Annotated in this window: 16 protein-coding genes; 10 read left to right on the top strand and 6 right to left on the bottom strand. The window is 53.3% G+C overall.

Annotation, left to right across the window (positions count from 1 at the left end):
- Window positions 1-14 precede the first annotated feature (14 nt).
- The 4 genes from F3J38_RS04035 to F3J38_RS04020 form a co-directional block, all read right to left on the bottom strand.
- Window positions 15-992 carry a DUF1852 domain-containing protein gene (locus F3J38_RS04035; RefSeq protein ID WP_167135273.1) on the bottom strand — a complete coding sequence of 326 codons (978 nt, stop codon included), beginning with the start codon at window positions 990-992 and terminating at the stop codon, window positions 15-17.
- A gap of 301 nt (window positions 993-1,293) precedes the next feature.
- Window positions 1,294-2,754 carry an MFS transporter gene (locus F3J38_RS04030; protein ID WP_167135271.1) on the bottom strand — a complete coding sequence of 487 codons (1,461 nt, stop codon included), beginning with the start codon at window positions 2,752-2,754 and terminating at the stop codon, window positions 1,294-1,296.
- A gap of 121 nt (window positions 2,755-2,875) precedes the next feature.
- Window positions 2,876-3,568: an RraA family protein gene (locus F3J38_RS04025; RefSeq protein ID WP_167135269.1), complete on the bottom strand. Its 693-nt coding sequence runs from the start codon at window positions 3,566-3,568 to the stop codon at window positions 2,876-2,878.
- 3 nt (window positions 3,569-3,571) lie between these two features.
- Window positions 3,572-4,549 carry a hydroxyacid dehydrogenase gene (locus F3J38_RS04020; RefSeq protein ID WP_167135267.1) on the bottom strand — a complete coding sequence of 326 codons (978 nt, stop codon included), beginning with the start codon at window positions 4,547-4,549 and terminating at the stop codon, window positions 3,572-3,574.
- 489 nt (window positions 4,550-5,038) lie between these two features.
- Here F3J38_RS04020 and F3J38_RS04015 point away from each other — a divergent pair, with 489 nt between their 5' ends.
- The 9 genes from F3J38_RS04015 to F3J38_RS03975 all read left to right on the top strand — a co-directional run bounded on the left by F3J38_RS04015 (window position 5,039) and on the right by F3J38_RS03975 (window position 14,831).
- Window positions 5,039-5,437, top strand: coding sequence for a DoxX family protein (locus F3J38_RS04015; RefSeq protein WP_167135266.1), 399 nt, complete (start codon window positions 5,039-5,041; stop codon window positions 5,435-5,437).
- Window positions 5,438-5,477: 40 nt separating this feature from the next.
- On the top strand, window positions 5,478-5,954 hold the full coding sequence (locus F3J38_RS04010; RefSeq protein WP_167135264.1) for a GlcG/HbpS family heme-binding protein: 477 nt from the start codon (window positions 5,478-5,480) through the stop codon (window positions 5,952-5,954).
- 2 nt (window positions 5,955-5,956) lie between these two features.
- Window positions 5,957-6,613 (top strand): sugar dehydrogenase complex small subunit, encoded by a 657-nt coding sequence (locus F3J38_RS04005; RefSeq protein ID WP_167135262.1) that lies wholly within the window; start codon window positions 5,957-5,959, stop codon window positions 6,611-6,613.
- 21 nt (window positions 6,614-6,634) lie between these two features.
- Complete coding sequence (locus tag F3J38_RS04000) at window positions 6,635-8,227, top strand: GMC family oxidoreductase (protein WP_167135260.1); 1,593 nt, start codon at window positions 6,635-6,637, stop codon at window positions 8,225-8,227.
- Window positions 8,227-9,624, top strand: a complete 1,398-nt coding sequence (locus tag F3J38_RS03995) for a c-type cytochrome (protein WP_240155883.1) — start codon at window positions 8,227-8,229, stop codon at window positions 9,622-9,624. The genes F3J38_RS04000 and F3J38_RS03995 overlap by 1 nt, the downstream gene beginning before the upstream one ends.
- Before the next feature lie 59 nt (window positions 9,625-9,683).
- A complete protein-coding gene (locus tag F3J38_RS03990; protein WP_084931195.1) occupies window positions 9,684-10,151 on the top strand; it encodes a GlcG/HbpS family heme-binding protein in 468 nt (155 codons plus the stop codon).
- Window positions 10,152-10,338: 187 nt separating this feature from the next.
- A complete protein-coding gene (locus tag F3J38_RS03985; protein WP_167135258.1) occupies window positions 10,339-12,279 on the top strand; it encodes a methyl-accepting chemotaxis protein in 1,941 nt (646 codons plus the stop codon).
- Between the two features lie 198 nt (window positions 12,280-12,477).
- A complete protein-coding gene (locus F3J38_RS03980) occupies window positions 12,478-14,418 on the top strand; it encodes a methyl-accepting chemotaxis protein (protein ID WP_167135257.1) in 1,941 nt (646 codons plus the stop codon).
- A gap of 59 nt (window positions 14,419-14,477) precedes the next feature.
- Window positions 14,478-14,831: an MmcQ/YjbR family DNA-binding protein gene (locus tag F3J38_RS03975; RefSeq protein WP_167135255.1), complete on the top strand. Its 354-nt coding sequence runs from the start codon at window positions 14,478-14,480 to the stop codon at window positions 14,829-14,831.
- Here F3J38_RS03975 and F3J38_RS03970 read toward each other — a convergent pair.
- Complete coding sequence (locus F3J38_RS03970) at window positions 14,815-15,813, bottom strand: methyltransferase domain-containing protein (RefSeq protein ID WP_167135253.1); 999 nt, start codon at window positions 15,811-15,813, stop codon at window positions 14,815-14,817. The genes F3J38_RS03975 and F3J38_RS03970 overlap by 17 nt on opposite strands.
- Window positions 15,814-15,924: 111 nt before the next feature.
- Here F3J38_RS03970 and F3J38_RS03965 point away from each other — a divergent pair, with 111 nt between their 5' ends.
- Entirely contained in the window at window positions 15,925-16,767 is an 843-nt protein-coding gene (locus F3J38_RS03965) for an AraC family transcriptional regulator (protein ID WP_167135251.1), read from the top strand.
- Here the strand turns inward: F3J38_RS03965 and cybB are convergent.
- Window positions 16,764-17,303, bottom strand: a complete 540-nt coding sequence (gene cybB, locus F3J38_RS03960) for a cytochrome b561 (protein WP_084931200.1) — start codon at window positions 17,301-17,303, stop codon at window positions 16,764-16,766. The two genes, F3J38_RS03965 and cybB, sit on opposite strands and share 4 nt — an antisense overlap.
- Window positions 17,304-17,391 lie beyond the last annotated feature (88 nt).

Genomic DNA, 17,391 nt, shown 5'->3' with positions numbered 1-17,391 from the left:
GTATTTTCGGTTAATCAAAAAGCGTAATTAGCAGACCATTGCTCAAGAATGGATTGGTAAGGTTTAATGAAGTTCTCTTCCGTGAACTTACCCTGTTCAACTGCTAACAAGCTACGCTCTTCGCGATCATAAACAATGCGAGTTAATGAATGATCCAGATGGTTCAAGCTTGGCTGGAAGCATTGTCCGGCCGCAGAGTTAGCGTTATAAATCTCTGGGCGATAAATCTTTTGGAATGTCTCCATGGTGCTAATGGTGCTGATCAGTTCAAGATCGGTGTAATCACGCAGCAAATCACCAGAGAAGTAGAATGCCAACGGCGCAACGCTGTTTGCAGGCATGAAATAGCGCGCGTGCAGGCCCATTTTATGGAAATACTGATCGGTCAATGAGTATTCATCTTGCTGGTATTCAATACCCAATACAGGATGTTGATTGCCGGTACGGGTGTAAATATTTTTACTGGAAACGCTAAGGCAAATCACCGGCGCTTTGCTGAAGTTCTCTTTGAACTTGGCAGAATTGACGAAGCTTTTAAAAATATTGCCGTGCAAATCGCCGAAGTTATCGGGGGTGCTGAATCCCGTGTTGCGCTTATTGTGGTCTGCCAGAACGACGCTGAAGTCGTAATCACGCACATAAGAAGAGAAGTTATTGCCGACGATGCCTTCAATACGCTCGTTGGTTTTCTTATCCACGATGTTAGTTTTCAGGATCTCAATCACTGGGAACGTGGTGCCATTACCTTCAATATCCACTTCAACAGAAATGATATCGAGCTCAACCGAGTAACGGTCGCTTTTAGGGTTATCCCAAGACGCCAGAGAGTTGAATCGATTGTCCATCATCTTTAACGCGTTGCGCAGATTCTCTTGGCGATTCTTGCCGCGAGCCAGATTCGCAAAGTTGGTGGTAATACGCGTACCTTCGGCAGGGTTGTAGTTCTCGTCGAAAGTGGTTTTTTTAACGCTAAAGATAAAGTCTGTATTCATTTGTTCTGGCACCCTAAGTTCTGACAACTAAGCCTGATTTCAATCTTACATTGAGAAGGCTTTGTGTCCGGTAGACGTTTAGCCGTCTAAATCAATCTCGTTGCACAATTTATGCCAGAGCCGGAGGATGAGGAAAAGTGATTTAATTTCATTCCTCATGAGGCATCTTCATGATCAGGGCAGTTGAATGAATATTTGGCAATGAAAAGGGGGTGCACTTGGATGCACCCCCTGCTGATATGTCGTCATGACGCGCCCTGGCGCGCCTACAGTAGCGGTCCCCATTAATGGGCTTAACAGGTTAAGGGTTCACCTCTTCGAGACGGCGATTCAACGTGCGTGGGCCAAACACACCAATAGTGAAAACCACAATGGCCATCGCGCCTGAAATGACCGCAAACACGGAGCTCACACCCATTTCACTCAGTACCCAAGCGATAGTGAAACCTGACAGCATGCCGCTGATGCGACTGACCGAATAGACCATCCCAATGGCTTTGGCGCGAAAACGGGTTGGGAACAACTCGGCCTGATACGCACGGTAGGAGAAAGTCATGCAGGTGCTGGCCAGTGACAACAATAGCCCCAAGGTCACCAGCATCACGGGTTGTGACTGCCACGAGAAGATCGTGCCAACCACAGCAATGGCCAGTGCTGATCCGCTCACTAACCATTTACGCTCGATGCGATCGGCGAACGTCATGGCGACTAAAGGACCCAGTGGGCTGGCAAAAGCAATCAGGAACGAATAGAGCAGACTATGGGTGAAGGTCACCCCTTTGGCCGCCAGCAACGTCGGGATCCAGCTGGCAAAACCGTAGTATCCAATTGACTGGAAGAAGTTAAACACCAGCAGCATGATCGTGCGACGACGATACGGTGGACGCCACATCTCATTTTTTTCCGCAGGTTTAGCTTCAACCGGGATGAGCTGTTGCGGAGCGACGGCGGGTAACGCGGCACCGGTAGACTTAGCCACCCGCGTTTCCAGGCGACGCACCACATCTTCAGCTTCTTTGTAACGCCCTTGCTCCACCAGCCAGCGCGGACTTTCTGGCAGGCCCATGCGGATAATCCACACCAACACCGCGCCGATACAGCCGAACAGTACCACCCAACGCCAGCCACTCAGACCGAGAATTTCTTGCGGCACCAATTGCCAGGAGAGAAAGGCGATGGTTGGGATCGAGGTGTATTGAATCGCCTGCACAAAGGCATAAGAACGACCCCGTAAGCGCGCGGGAATGAACTCTGACACATAGGCATCGATGGTGACCAATTCAGCACCCACACCGATACCAGAGATAATTCGCCAGAACACCACGGCAAAAGGATGGTGCTGAAAAGCCATGATACCGCTTGCGACTGCGTATATCAGTAGCGCAATGATAAACACCTTCTTACGCCCAATACGGTCAGCCAGATTAGCGATCAGTAAAGTACCGATAAAGACGCCGAGGAACATAGCCGCGACAAAGGCACCCAGGCTATTGGGGTCGAAAAAGTTATGGCTACCGTGGGAAAAGATCCCTTCACGTACCATGCCGGGACCGATGTAGGCGGTCAAGAAGACGTCGTAGACTTCAAACCAGCCACCAAGAGCCAGTGCAAAGATGATTAACCATAAAGGACGTGCGGCAGGCAAACGCTCCAGTCGCGCAGAGAGTTGCGCGCCAAAGGCTTTACCTTCCTCTGGTGTGAAATTGTCGCGCCAGGTGATAGGCGGTGGTATCGACTCGCTCAGCGAAATTTTCTTCAGCACGGTAGGGTACTCCGTAATTTTATAATATTTTTCAATGCAGGCACGTAGCGATCGCATCAATGGCGACCCGACATATTGCAATAAAGTCATTAGGGTGCGCATGGACGCGCACCTAAATGCATTACACTGGGCAGCCCTTGGCACGCAGAATGGCGTTAAAGCGTTCTGGGTCATTGTTGCCAGCGATATTGCTCGCACGAATCTTTTCTTCGCGCTGGGCGTGTTGTTGTACGCGTGGCAACAGCACACTCAGCTCGTCTTGTGGAATAGCAATCACCCCATCAGCATCCGCAACGATCAAATCACCCGGTGATACCACTAATCCAGCACAGTGTACGGTCGTGTTCACTTCACCTGGGCCCTCTTTCGACGGACCGCGCAAGGTGTTGCCACGTGCCCAACAGGCAATTCCCCCTTCTGCCCATTCATTGAGATCGCGTACGGCACCATCAATCACGAAACCAGCAATCTTTTTGGCGACGGCAGAGGTACGCATTAAACCGCCAATCAACGCCTGAGTCAGATCGCCTGAGCCATCAACCACAATGACATCGCCAGGTTGCGCCATCTCGATCGCTTTATGAATCATCAAGTTATCGCCAGGGCGCACTTTAACCGTTATCGCCGGGCCGCACAGTACCAGATTGGCGTCGTTGTGATACGCCTGCAATCCTATTGCACCTACACTGCGGCCCATGGAGTCACCAATGTTGGCGGCAGGCAGGGCGCGAAAGGCATCAATAACGCCTGCATCAATCGGTGCACCACGTTCCCCAATGAAATAGCCAATTGGCCAGTCTTTATGAATAGTCATGTGTTAGCTCCGGTTAAGCACCTGCGGATTGACGCAGGCTGAGAGGTTGATCTGCTGGTTGTCGAGAAATGCCAGGCATTGACGCGCGGCACTCTGTGCCACGGCATCCAGGGCCTGTGGGGTCGAACCACCAATATGAGGAGTGATAATCAGGTTTTGGAGTGTGCGGAAAGGATGGTCCGCGGCCAAAGGTTCATGTGTTACGGTGTCCAGTGCGGCGGCACGGAGCTGTCCGCTTTGTAGCGCGGCAAACAACGCATCTTCATCAATCAACTCGCCACGCGCGGTGTTAATCAGCGTTGCATTTGGCGGTAATAATGCCAGACGTTCAGCGTTGATCATCAGTCGGGTTTTCGGCGTTACCGGGCAGTGCAGACTCAAGACGTCAGAGAGAGGCAGCAAGGCTTCCAGAGTGTCGCAGCGTTGCGCGCCGTCAAAATCACCCTCTGTCGGTGCTGCAGGATCGAAAAAAGCGACCTGCATACCGATGATGCGAGCAAAACGGGCCACGCGATGACCAATTTCACCAAACCCCACCAGACCCAGCGTTTTGCCTTGCAACTCTTCGCCATCGCCGGTACGTGTCCAGCGCCCGGCAGTCACTACCTGTTGGAAAAAGGGGAGTCGGCGCGCGCAGTTCAGCATTAAGGCGAGCGTTAATTCAGCGACCGATTGTGCATTGGTCGCAGGCGTGGTGAGCACCGGAATGCCGCGTTCTGTCGCTGCGGCAACGTCGATATTTGTCACGCCCACACCATGTTTGCAGATGATTTTGAGCGTAGGGCAGGCATTAATCGCCTTTGCATTCAACGCCACAGTGCGCGAAATAACCGCGTCGTAGGCAACGCTGCTCATACGGCGTTCAACTTCAGCCACGTCATTAGCGTCATCGAGATAATCCACCGTGCAGTCAGCCTCAGCGAGAAGTTGACGGCCTCCCTGGCCGAGGCTCGTGGTGGTCACGAGAAAGCGATAAGTCATGTCGGTTCTCCGATAGGGTTTGCATCATCCTGGCATCGACAACCGATAAAAAATATTCTGCGAAGGTTATTAATTCATTCCCGGCAGGAATCATTGATTAAATAATCAGCAGTGGGGTGAACAGCGGAGGAGTCATTTTATGTTGGAATATTGTTAAACCTTTGGTCACTTTTCACTGAAATCAAAGCCACTCTTACTCTTTAAGATTTTTACTTAAAAATACGTAACAAACACTGTCCCAGCAGAGTTTTACTGCCCTATATCTGCGGGATAAAACCCGCACCAATAGTGTGATCAACTTCAAAAGTCGCCCTCAGGCCCATGATGCAAAGCAGATATTTCATCGTCGTTGTTTTAAACGAAACGCGATGAAATGTTGAGCGGGCCAAGAGTTGAGCGATTTTTAGCCGCAAAAAATGATAAAAGTAACTAAAGTTTAAGAGTGTACCTTTTGGTTCATTAACAACTACATAATAGAACGGTTACATCATGTCCCAATCCAAAGATTTGCTCGCCGTACTCGGTCGCGTTATGGCGGTCGGTCTGTTCTTCGCTTCTGGTCTCGACAAAATCACGCACTATGCTGACAACCTGCAAACCATGGCGGACAACGGTGTGCCAGCCTTTTTCCTGCCGTTAGTGATCCTGTTGGAAGTGGGGGGCGGTGTGGCTATTGCGCTCGGTTTTCTCACTCGTTTCACCTCGATATTTATGGCGGTGTTCTCCGTGATAGCCGGTTTCCTGTTTTATCAGGGTTACAGCCATGCGCACCTGATGGTGTGGTTAAAAAACATCTCCTGCGCAGCGGGTTTCCTGATGCTGTGTTTGCACGGCGGTGGTAAATGGAGCCTCGATCATCTGATTCAGCAACGTTTCGCTCGCAACTGAGTTATTCCCTCTAAGTCATTCATTCTTTAGGACAACATAAATGAAAAAACTTCCGACAGTGCTGCTGTGCGGCGGACTTCTCTGTGCCACGGCACAAGCTGCCGAACCGGTTAACCAAATTGCGGTGTTAACGCATCAGCAGGCACAACAGCTGGTGGCAAAAGCCGAGCAAATTATTGACCGTCATCACATTGGTGGAGCCATTGCCGTGGTCGATCCCTTTGGTCAACTGATTGCCTATGAGCGTCTGGATGGCGCGACCTTGGCAAACAGTGAACTGGCACCGAAGAAAGCCCACTCAGCGGTCGCCTTTGGTGCGCCGACTGCCAGTTTCCAGCAGAAAATTGCGGCGGGAAATATTGGCCTGCTGGGTAATCCTGCGGTTGTGCCACTGCCTGGCGGAGAGCCAGTGAAGGTGAATGGCGTAGTCGTGGGAGCGATCGGTGTGAGCACGCCAGATGGCAACGTGGATGCAGAAGCCGCTCAAGGCGCGCTTTCGGCGTTGAAAGCAGGTTAGCCATGGAAAGGAGACGTTTTTTACAACTTATGATGGCCACCCCGGTCATCGTCTCAATCCCAATGCAGCCGCTGCTGGCCGCGCCGGGTGACGCCTCACAGGCACTGTTACTGCGCGCCAGTGAATTGCTGACTGGACGGCGTGGCCTCGATGTGGGGATCACTGAACGTTTATGGACGCTCCTGTGTCAGCAAGATGCCGCGTTTCCTGCGCAGTTAGCACGCCTGATGACCCGCCTGAATGCATTGCGCAGTGAAGATCGTGATCAGATTGTCACGCAGCTTGATGATGAGGATGTCAAAACGGCGCTAACCATTATTTCCCCGTGGTATCTCGGCTACACCGGACATCCTTCGACCACTAAAGCCGTCGATGACGCCCATTTCGTCACCTTCCTGTCGGCGTTGATGTATGAACCCACCCGCGACCACACCATTCGTCCGAGCTATGCCCGAGCAGGCGGTGATTACTGGGCTGAAGTGCCGGCAGGTGTGACCGCACCGCCGATGTCGGCACAGATTCGTGAATGGGGCGATCTGTCGCCCATTGCCGCTAACACCATTAAACAGCCTGATGCACCTTGGTTACTCATGGTACAGGGCAAAGCCAAAACCCTCGTGGAAGCCGAGGCGATGTTGGCGCAGCACAACAACACATAACAAGAATAGAGCAGGTACATCATGAGTGAATTTGATGCTGACGTTGTCATCGTCGGATCCGGTGCGCTGGGCGCCAACGCCGCATATCAACTGGCGAAAGCAGGCAAATCGGTGATTATGCTGGAAGCAGGACCTTATATTCCGCGCTGGAAAGTCGTGGAGAACTACCGTAACGGTGCAAGTAAACGTAACTGGTGTACGCCTTACCCAAATTTGCCGTGGGCCCCCAACTCCTATACCGAAGGCTACATTGACGCCAAAGGTGACGAAGATTTTGAATACGTCACCAGTTACTTACGCGTTGCGGGTGGCAGCACGCGTCACTGGGCTTCAGCCTGCTGGCGTCTCTTGCCTAACGATTTCAAACTCAAAAGCGTCTATGGCGTTGGACGTGACTGGCCGTTCGAATACAGCGAGCTGGAACCTTGGTATGTCAAAGCCGAGCGTGAGGTCGGCGTGGTGGGGACGGGAAATGAGGATCAAAGCGGCCAAGGACGAGGCCACTACCCCCCGCGTTCTGCCGAGTATCCACTGCCACCGGAAGCCAAGCCGTATATGGTTCAGCGCATGCAGTCGAAGCTGGGACCGATGGGCTACCAGGTGATTCATGAGCCACATGCCCGCGTTTCACGCCCTTATGACGGTCGTCCGGCTTGTGCAGGCAACAATAACTGCGAACCGATCTGCCCAATTGGCGCAATGTATTCCGGTGATATGCATGTTGATAAGGCCGTGGCGCTTGGCGTGCAGCTGCGTACGGAATGCGTGGCATGGAAACTGGAGAAGGGTGCTAACAATAAAATTGTCGCACTGCACTATCGCACGCCAGAGGGTAAAGACACCCGGCTCACGGCAAAAACCTTTGTGATTGCCGCACACGGACTGGAAACGCCAAAACTGCTGCTCATGAACGATGTTGCCAACAGTTCTGACCAGGTCGGCCGTAACTTGATGGACCATACCGGTTTGAGCTTGACGTTCCTCGCCGACGAACCGCTGTGGACCGGACGCGGTTCGGTGCAGCACGGCACCATCGCCAATCGCCGTGACGAAGCCAGTCGTGCCCAGCACTCGGCCATTCGCTATTCGCTGCGCAATCTGGTGCCGAATGTCGATGTAACAGTGCCATTGTTGAAGCAGGGCATGATGGGCCAGGCGCTGGATGATGCGATTCATGATCGCGCTTCGCGCATTATGAACATCAGCACCATGAGCGAAACGCTGCCAAGCCCCACCAACCGCGTCACACCGAATTATGACCGGAAAGACTCCATCGGTCTGCCGATGCTCAACGTCAATTACCACCTTGATGATTATGTGCGTGGCATGCGCCCGCAGGCCTACAAAGACTTCGCCAATTTCTTGCAGGCGTTTAACGGTGAAGTGATTGAAGCGCCGACCGGCTGGCGTAACCAGTACCACATTATGGGTACCACCATCATGGGTGATAACCCGCGTGATTCTGTGGTGGATGCGCATTGTCGCAGTTGGGATCATCCCAATCTGTTCCTCGCGACGACGGGCGTTATGCCAACGTCGGCGACGGTCAACCCAACGCTCACCGGCATTGCGCTGGCGTTGCGTATGGCAGACACCATTGCGAGGGAGATCTGATGATGCGCAAACACCTTTGGCGTTTAGCGGCTGCCAGTGTCCTGTTCGCGGGATTAGCACAGGCACAGGATGCCTCACCCGATTTGGTCAAGCGAGGGGAGTATCTGGCGACCGCCGGTGACTGCTCTGCTTGCCATCGCGATCCCCATAGCGGAAAACCCTTCTCCGGCGGCTATGCGATTCAGTCACCGATGGGGCTAATTTATGGCTCTAATATCACCCCCTCGAAGACAGCAGGTATCGGTGATTACAGCCTCGCCGACTTCACGGATGTGATGCGTAAGGGGAAAGCACCGGGCAATCACTATCTCTATCCGGCAATGCCTTACACCGCCTTTGCCGGTTTGTCCGATGACGATATTCACGCCCTTTACTCCTATCTGATGTTGGGCGTGCCAGCCGATGACCACCCAGCGCCGGAAACCGATCTGCCGTTCCCGTTCTCTTTCCGTCCTGTCATGGCAGTGTGGAATTTGATGTTCCTCGACAGCAGCGCCGTGCCGGGCAGTGACGCCGCCGCGGGCAGTGCTGAGCGCGGCGAATATCTGGTTCGCACGCTGGCCCACTGTTCCACCTGTCACACACCGCGTAACGGCATGATGGCAGAACAGGGCGATCGCTTCCTGTCCGGTGGCAAAGTCGGCAGTTGGACCGCACCGAATATCACGCCGGATGCGCAAGCCGGAATTGGTGACTGGAGTGAGGCAGAAATCGTCACTTATCTGCGCACCGGTGCGCTGCATGGTAAAGCCATTGCAGCCGGGGAAATGGGAACTGCGGTGCAGAACTCATTCTCAAAAATGCAACAGAGCGATCTTGAAGCAATGGCGCATTACCTGAAGCAGATCCCGGCGATAGGTGGAGCAGACCGTAAAGCACCGGCAGTAGCCGCGCAGCCAACACCGCTTTCAGCCATCGAAACCGGCATGAAAGATGACATCAAGGATTATGTCTCAGGTGATGCCATGAGCGGCGCGCAGCTTTACAACGGCGCTTGCGCCACCTGCCACGCGAGCGATGGACGCGGTACGCATGATGCGCAGCGTTTTTATCCGTCATTAGTCGGTTCCTCTGCGGTGCTGTCAGACGATCCTGCCAATCTGATCATGACGATTGCAGAAGGCGTAGACCGTAAGACGGAGGGGGATCATGCCTTTATGCCAGAGTTTCGTACCCAGCTTACCCAAGCTGAACTGGCGAAGGTCGCAGATTACGTCTCAACCAACTTCGGCAATCCACATCACGCGATAACCACCGCAGACGTTGAAAATACCTTGAAAGGTGAAAGCGGTAGCTGGCTGGTGCGTTATGCGCATGCCCTGAGCATTATCGGCGGAATTGTGGCGCTGTTGGTGATAGTAGTGGCGTTGGTCATTGCGTTGCGCCGCCGAAAGTAAAGGTACGGGCGACCGGTGTCGCCCTTTTTAAACAGCACCACTGTTATATGGAGAGTTACATGAAAAAGGCTTTATCTCTGGCACTGCTGAGTGCAGCCCTGTTGGGTTCTGCAGCGGCAAACGCGACCCTGACACAAACCATTCTGTCGCAAGGTGATGCACAGAAACTTATTGCAGCAGCGCAGGAAAAAGCCCACGCGCTCAACGCCAATGTCTGCATTGCAGTATTGGATCAGTCTGGTCAGCTGTTAGCGTTTAATCGTATGGATAATGCCCCGGTTGGCTGTATCGATTCCTCGATCCTGAAAGGTCGTGCCGCTGCGTTATATCGCACCCCAACGGACAAATATATGGATCGTGCGAACGGTAAAGAACCTGCGATTGCCACTTTACCCGGCGTGATCCCGCTGGGCGGAGGTTCACCGGTGGTTTGGCAAAACAACACTATTGGGGCGGTGGGCGTGAGCGGCTCCGCTAACCCGAATGAGATTGCCATCGCTAAAGCCGCCAGCGACAGTTTCAAATAAACTTAGTCGCGCAATCCATTGCGCCGCTTGTCTAAGACACCTCTATAACAGCGCGATTTATCGTGCTGTTTTGTTTTTCTCTTCCATCAAGTTCCTCCGTCGCCCGCCGATAGTCTCTTCTGAGGGATGTACGCGCACAGGGAGTGGTTCTTTTAACCGAAAAAGTGTCAACTCCAGGAGCGCCATAATGGCCAAACACGCATCATTTAAGAAAACAATGAGCACCCGCACGCAAATGCTGCTGACGGGCGCCATCACCATTACCCTCGGCTTCGCCGTCACTATTGGCGTATTGAGCTGGCAGTCCAGCAACGAACAGAAATCACTAGCAGAAAATTATCTCCAGCAAATTGCCCAAACTCAGGCGCTGCAAATTCAGCAGGAACTCAGTTATGCCCGCGATGTGGCGCATAACCTGGGACACAGTTTGATCGCCTTGCCCGCAGCAGGGATCGCGGATCGTAAAGTGGCGGATAAGGTGATGGAGTCCGCATTGCGCGACAATCCCGATTACCTGTCGATTTCTGTGATATTCGAGGAAAACGCCTTTGATGGGCGGGACTCGGAATTCGCCAGCCAGCCTGATGCCGCACCAAAAGGGCGCTATGCCTATTTTGTCGACCGCGACCAGTCAGGCAATTTCAAAATGCATCCTCTAACCTCGATCTTCACGCCGGGGCAAGGCGACTATTATCTGCTGCCGCAGAAGAGTCAGAAGGATACGCTCATAGAGCCATACAGCTATGCCTACAACGGTGTTCCCACGCTGTTGACCTCCGTCGCTGCGCCGATCCTCAGTAAAGGTAAGTTATGGGGGGTAGTAACCTCTGATATCTCACTGGCCTCATTGCAGGAGAAAGTGAACAAAATCAAACCTTGGGAAGGTGCGGGTTACGCCATGCTGCTTTCCAGTGCGGGAAAAGTGGTTTCCTACCCGGATAAAAATCAAACCAGCAAACCCTGGAAAGGCGAAACCCATAATTACAGTTCGTCGGTGATCGAACAGCGTGACGCTATACTCGGCGAAGATGCGCTGGTGACCTGGCAACCTATAGTGATCGGCAACAGCGATCAAAAATGGTATCTCGGTGTCGTCGCCCCCGTGAGCAAGGTGATGGCCGCCGCGCATCGTCAATTGATCAATGCATTGATTCTGATGGTGATCAGTATTGTCGTGGTGTGCGCGCTACTGGCGGTATTGTTCAGCCGCAAAGTTCTGAGGCCTATTGGTGGCGAGCCACTTGAGGCGGCAACCATTGCGTTGGCGGTGGCCGACGGCAAATTGGATAACGTGATTGCCTTGAAAGCGCGTGATAGCAGCAGCCTGTTCTTTGCGTTACACACCATGCAGAACCAACTGCGCGACATCGTCGGTCAGATTCAGGATGCCAGTTCGTCGGTGCGACAAGGTGCAGGTGAAATTGCCAGTGGCAACCTCAATCTCGCCTCACGGACTGAACAACAGGCGGCGGCGCTGGAGCAGACGGCTGCCAGCATGGAACAGATCACTGCCACGGTAAAACATAACGCCAGCAACGCGCATCAGGCAACGGAACTCACCGAAAATGCCACGCAAATCGCCAGCCGAGGTGAAACATTGGTAGGCGAAGTGGTGCAGACCATGGCGCAGATTGATGACAGTGCCAAGAAGATCGGTGATATCACTGCCATCATCAACAGCATCGCCTTCCAGACCAATATTCTGGCGCTGAACGCCGCCGTAGAGGCCGCGCGCGCGGGTGAACAGGGGCGTGGTTTCGCCGTGGTGGCCTCTGAGGTGCGTAATCTGGCGCAGCGCAGTGCTAACGCGGTGAAAGAGATTGCCGCGTTGATTGAAGAGTCCAGCCAGCGTGTCGGCAGCGGTGTCAAACTGGTGCAAGATGCCGGAAGAACCATGCAGGATATGACGCAGGCGGTCAATTCCGTGCGCACCATTATCGGTGAGATTGTGGTGGCATCGGATGAGCAGGCGCGCGGTATCAGTCAGGTGACGATTGCGGTGAATGAGATGGATGGTACCACGCAGCAAAATGCCGCATTGGTGCAAGAGATGTCTGCTGCGGCCAGTTCACTGGAGGATCAGGCGTCCCAACTCGCCTTAACGGTGGGGCGTTTTCAACTGAGTTAATGCACGTTGGCCGCTGTGCAGCGTCATATTTCGCAAGGTGCACTCTAAAGTGCACCTTTTTTTATGATGCCCGTGTTCTGGTCGGTCCTTCTCACCCATCAAGTTCCCCTCCAACAGGCCGATAGACCTCATGAAGGATGTTACATCGCGAGGATTCGCTCCTCTATACCTACATGTGTTGAGACCAGGAGAGCCGGAATGGCCACGAGCACATCTCATAAGAAAACAATAAGCACCCGCACTCAGGTTTTGCTGACGGGCGCGGTCACTATCACCCTTGGCTTTGCCATCACCATCGGCGTACTTAGCTGGCAGTCACGAAGTGAACAACAATCACTGGCAGAAGATTCCTTGCAACATATTGCGCAAACCAAAGCGTTGGAGATTGAGAAACAGTTCAACCATGCGCGTGATGTTGCCAACACATTAGGCCACGGCTTGATTGCGCTGCCGCAAACCGGCATCACCGATCGTAAGGTCGTCGACAAAATGATGGAAACGACGCTGCGAGATAACCCAGACTACATGTCGGTATCGGTGATCTTTGAAGAAAATGCGTTTGATGGCCGCGATGCCGAGTTTGCGGGCCTGCCGCATCAGGCGCCAAAAGGGCGTTATGCCTTTTTTGTTGATCGCGATAGTGCGGGCAAATTCACTATGCATCCGCTGGACTCGATCTTTACTCCCGGTCAGGGCGACTACTATCTGGTGCCGCAAAAAACGCATAAAGACACACTGGTTGAGCCCTATACCTATGCGTTTAACGGTGTACCTACCTTATTTACCTCAATGGCTGCGCCAATAGTGAGCGAAGGCAAGTTATGGGGTGTGGTGACATCGGATATTTCGCTGGCGTCTTTGCAGGAGATGGTCAACAAAATCAAGCCTTGGGACGGTGCGGGTTACGCCATGCTGCTCTCCAGCGCGGGTAACGTGATTTCTTATCCCGATAAAAGCCAAAACAGCAAGCCCTGGAAAGGCGATACACACCATTACAGCAACGCAGTGGTAGAAAGACCGGATGCGGTGTTGGGTGAAAAGGCGTTGGTGACCTGGCGGCCGATTGCCATCGGCAACAGTGATCAAAAATGGTATCTCGGCGTGGTCGTGCCGGTCAGTACCGTCATGGCGCCAGCCAACCGACAGCTGATCAACGCGGTAATCCTGATGGTGATCAGTATTCTGCTGGTGAGTGCGTTGCTGGCCGTGGTGTTTAGTCGCAAGGTTCTCAAGCCGATTGGCGGTGAACCGCTGGAAGCGGCAACCATCGCGCTGGCCGTGGCTGACGGCAAGTTAGATAACGTGATTCCTCTAAAAGCGCGCGATCAGAACAGCCTGTTCTTTGCGCTGCACACCATGCAGAACCAACTGTGTGATATCGTCGGTCAGATTCAAGATGCCAGTTCGTCGGTGCGTCAGGGTGCAGGAGAGATTGCCAGCGGTAACCTGAATCTTGCCTCGCGCACTGAACAGCAGGCTGCCGCGCTGGAGCAAACCGCTGCCAGCATGGAGCAAATCACCGCCACGGTAAAACACAATGCCAGTAATGCGCATCAAGCTACGACATTGACGGAGAATGCGACACAGATCGCCAGCCGTGGCGAGTCACTGGTGGGCGAAGTGGTAGAGACCATGGCGCAGATTGATGAGAGTGCGAAAAAGATTGGTGATATCACCAATATGATCAACAGCATCGCTTTCCAGACCAACATACTGGCGCTGAACGCCGCCGTGGAAGCCGCACGCGCGGGTGAGCAAGGGCGTGGTTTTGCCGTGGTGGCCTCTGAAGTCCGCAATCTGGCGCAACGCAGTGCGAACTCGGTGAAAGAAATTGCTGCCTTGATTGAGGAGTCGAGCCATCGCGTTGGCAGCGGTGTCAAACTGGTGCAGGACGCCGGAAGAACCATGCAGGAGATGACGCAAGCGGTAAACTCTGTACGCACCATTATCGGTGAGATTGTGGTGGCATCGGATGAGCAGGCGCGCGGTATCAGCCAGGTGACAATTGCGGTGAATGAGATGGATGGCACCACGCAGCAAAACGCGGCATTGGTGCAAGAGATGTCTGCCGCTGCCAGTTCACTGGAGGATCAGGCGGCACAGTTGGCCCATACGGTAGGGCGTTTTCAGTTGAGTTAAGCGTCGTCCAGAGTAAACTTTGTAGCAGCGCGATAAATCGCGCTGCTACAGGAGCCACAATGAATCGCCAGCAACTGCTCGACCACGTCCTTCACACCTACCAGGTTGAACCCGACTATCCATGGAAAAAACACAGTGACTACGCGGTATTGCGGCATCCGCGTCACCGTAAGTGGTTCGCGCTGGTTTTTCCCCTTGAGAGCCATAAGCTCGGTTTAGAGCATGGTCCGGTCGTTGAGGTGATGAACATTAAGACCCGACCGGAGCTCACCGGCTCGCTGCGTCAGCAACAGGGTGTTTATGCCGCTTATCATATGAATAAAGAGCACTGGCTCAGTCTGACGCTTGAAAACGGCTTGCCGGACAGTGACATCATTGCTCTGCTGGATGACAGTTTTAGTTTGACGTTTTAGATCGTCGCGCCAGAATCACATTCAGCGGCGACATGGGAAAAGGTTCATGCCGCTGAATCCGCTCAATCACAAAACCGGCTTGCTGTAATTCGAACGCTAATACGCCTTCATGAGTGACACTGTAACCTCTCATCATCAAAGGTGTGAAGAAGGGCAGTATCCGCCGGGCTTCGCTGGGGCTCTCGGGAATCTCTGCATGGGCACTGATTAGCAAACCACCTGGTTTCAGGCGATCAAACCACTCGCGTAGCACTGCTTGACGGTCCTCGACGAAATAGAGGAACGACGAACTCCAGATAATATCGACCTGGCGCTGCGCTGGAAATTGCGCCAATGCGCAGCAGCGTCCTGTCAGACCTGCCTTTTCAATATTGCGTTGCGCCACGGTGGCAGTTTGTGGCAAATCATAGACGATAGCCGAAAGCTGGGGGAAACGTTCTGCTAACGCAATGGCGATCAATCCCGGTCCTCCGCCCACATCAAGCAGTAGCGCCGGGCGCTGAAAATCTGCCAGTTTTTCGGCGATGGCACAGGCCGTATCAGCACTGAGCGCCCGCTGCTCTTGGGCAATTTGATGCAGCGCGGCATCGGCCCATGCGCTATCAATCTGCAGTGGATCCTGCCACCCCGTAGACTTCTGAGTGAGCAGTTGCGGTAGCCGCTGAACAAACTGCTGTAAGACCTGATGGCGGTAGCGCCAGGCATCGCCGATGTAGCGTGCACTTCCCGAGCACAGAAACAGATGTACGCCAGGCGCCAACACATAACAATCACCCTCCCGCGTCAGTAATTCACTACTCCATAACAGACCTAACAGGTGATTGGCCTGTTGGGGTTGCCAGTCAAAATGGTCTGCGACCTGGTGAGCCGTTGCAGGCAACGCCATAAAATCAAACAGTTTATGTTCAAAAGCCAACGCTATTGCCCCATTGAGTGCCTGTTGGGCCAGCAAAGAATCGAGTGTGTTGAGTGGCGAGCACATAGACAAATCCTGTGTAACGAGTGTGTACTCCAGACTAGCCTTTTATGCGAATGCAATTTATTCTCATTTGTCTGCGAGACGGTGATTTAACTCTGCGTGAAGGGGAAATGGATGAAACAACCTGGTGAGCCAGAGGTGCGGCATTACGCGTTGGCGCAGGGGATGCGAATGGTGCAATCCGATTATTTGCCGTTGCAGGCGTTAACCGAATCATCCATCACCTGCCACGATCAGCCGCAGCTGGTGCTGACCTTTGGCATACTGGGTGCTTCACGTTTTCGTGAAAGTCAGGGACGAGAGATTGGGTTTAATGCCGGGCATCTTACCGTAACCAGTTTCCAAACCAGCAGTGGCGAGCGCTTGTACCGCGCAGGTGAACGCGTACAGCAACTGAGGCTAGTGCTGAATGCCTCCACCACTCGTCACTATTTTGGTGAGCAGCAGGCCGAACGCCTGCTTCAGCCCAGACTGCAACGCCATCTGTTCTGCCGTTTTGGCCAGGCAACGAATGCGCAGTTAATCCAGATTCACAATGATCCACTGCAGTTGGAGATACAGGCACTGACGTTATTGGCCTTGCATCGCCATCAGCTGCAACCCGATATCCTTAAACACAGCGTTCATCCGCAGCAGGTGGAAAAACTGGAACGGGCGCGAGAGTGGATGCTAGACCATCTGGCCGAAGCCTATTCGTTAAACACGCTGGCACTGGCTGTCGGCCTTAGCGACTATCAATTGAAAACCGGCTTTCAACGCCATTTCCACTCAACACCCGGAGAAATGCTGTTACAGATGCGGATGGCGCACGCGCACAGATTGTTAGAGCAGGGATATCAGGTGGCGCAAGCGGCATGGCAGGTGGGGTATCAACATCCGCGTAATTTTAGCGTGGCGTATCAGCGCTATTTTGGTCGCCCGGCAAGCTCAGTGACCGGGCGAAAAATGAAGGATTAACGCGAGCGGCGTGAAGGCATCATGCGCAGCAAGGTATTGTCTTTAAAAAGATAATGGTGTGCCAGTGCAGCAACGGCGTGAATGCCAATCAGCCAATAGCCATAAGGCGCGAGCGTTTCGTGCCAGTCGGCAATGCTGTCGGCAAAGTCAGGGTCAGGATTACTGCTTACCGGCATGGGGATGCCAAAAATCCACCAGGTACGGCCCATATAGAAGCGCGACAAAATACCCAGCGTCGGGAGCACGATAAAGAACAGGTAGATCGCCAGATGCATAAGATGCGCCAGGCCGGTCTGCCAGTGTGGTGGCTTAGGGATGATCGCCGGACTGCGGTGACGGAAGCGTAACAACACGCGCGACAGCATCAATACCAGCACACAACTGCCCGCGCTGAAATGCCCGATAATCATGGCAAAGCCTTGCCATGATCCACGTGTTGCCAGCCCGCGAAACTCCATAGTGCAATAAGCGGTGACTACCAGTAAAAAGGTCAGCCAATGGAGAAAAATCTGCGAAGGGGCGTATTTCGTGCTCATGTTCAGTCCGTAAAATGCGTTGCGGGAGCATAAAGATAACGGAAAACGCGCTGAATTAATTCATATTTTGACACATTCACCGCTGTAT

The sequence above is a fragment of the Candidatus Pantoea formicae genome (assembly GCF_011752625.1).
Classification (GTDB): domain Bacteria; phylum Pseudomonadota; class Gammaproteobacteria; order Enterobacterales; family Enterobacteriaceae; genus Pantoea; species Pantoea formicae.
The sequence above is the reverse complement of the archived record's forward strand: the minus strand, read 5'-3'. Positions and strand labels throughout refer to the sequence as shown.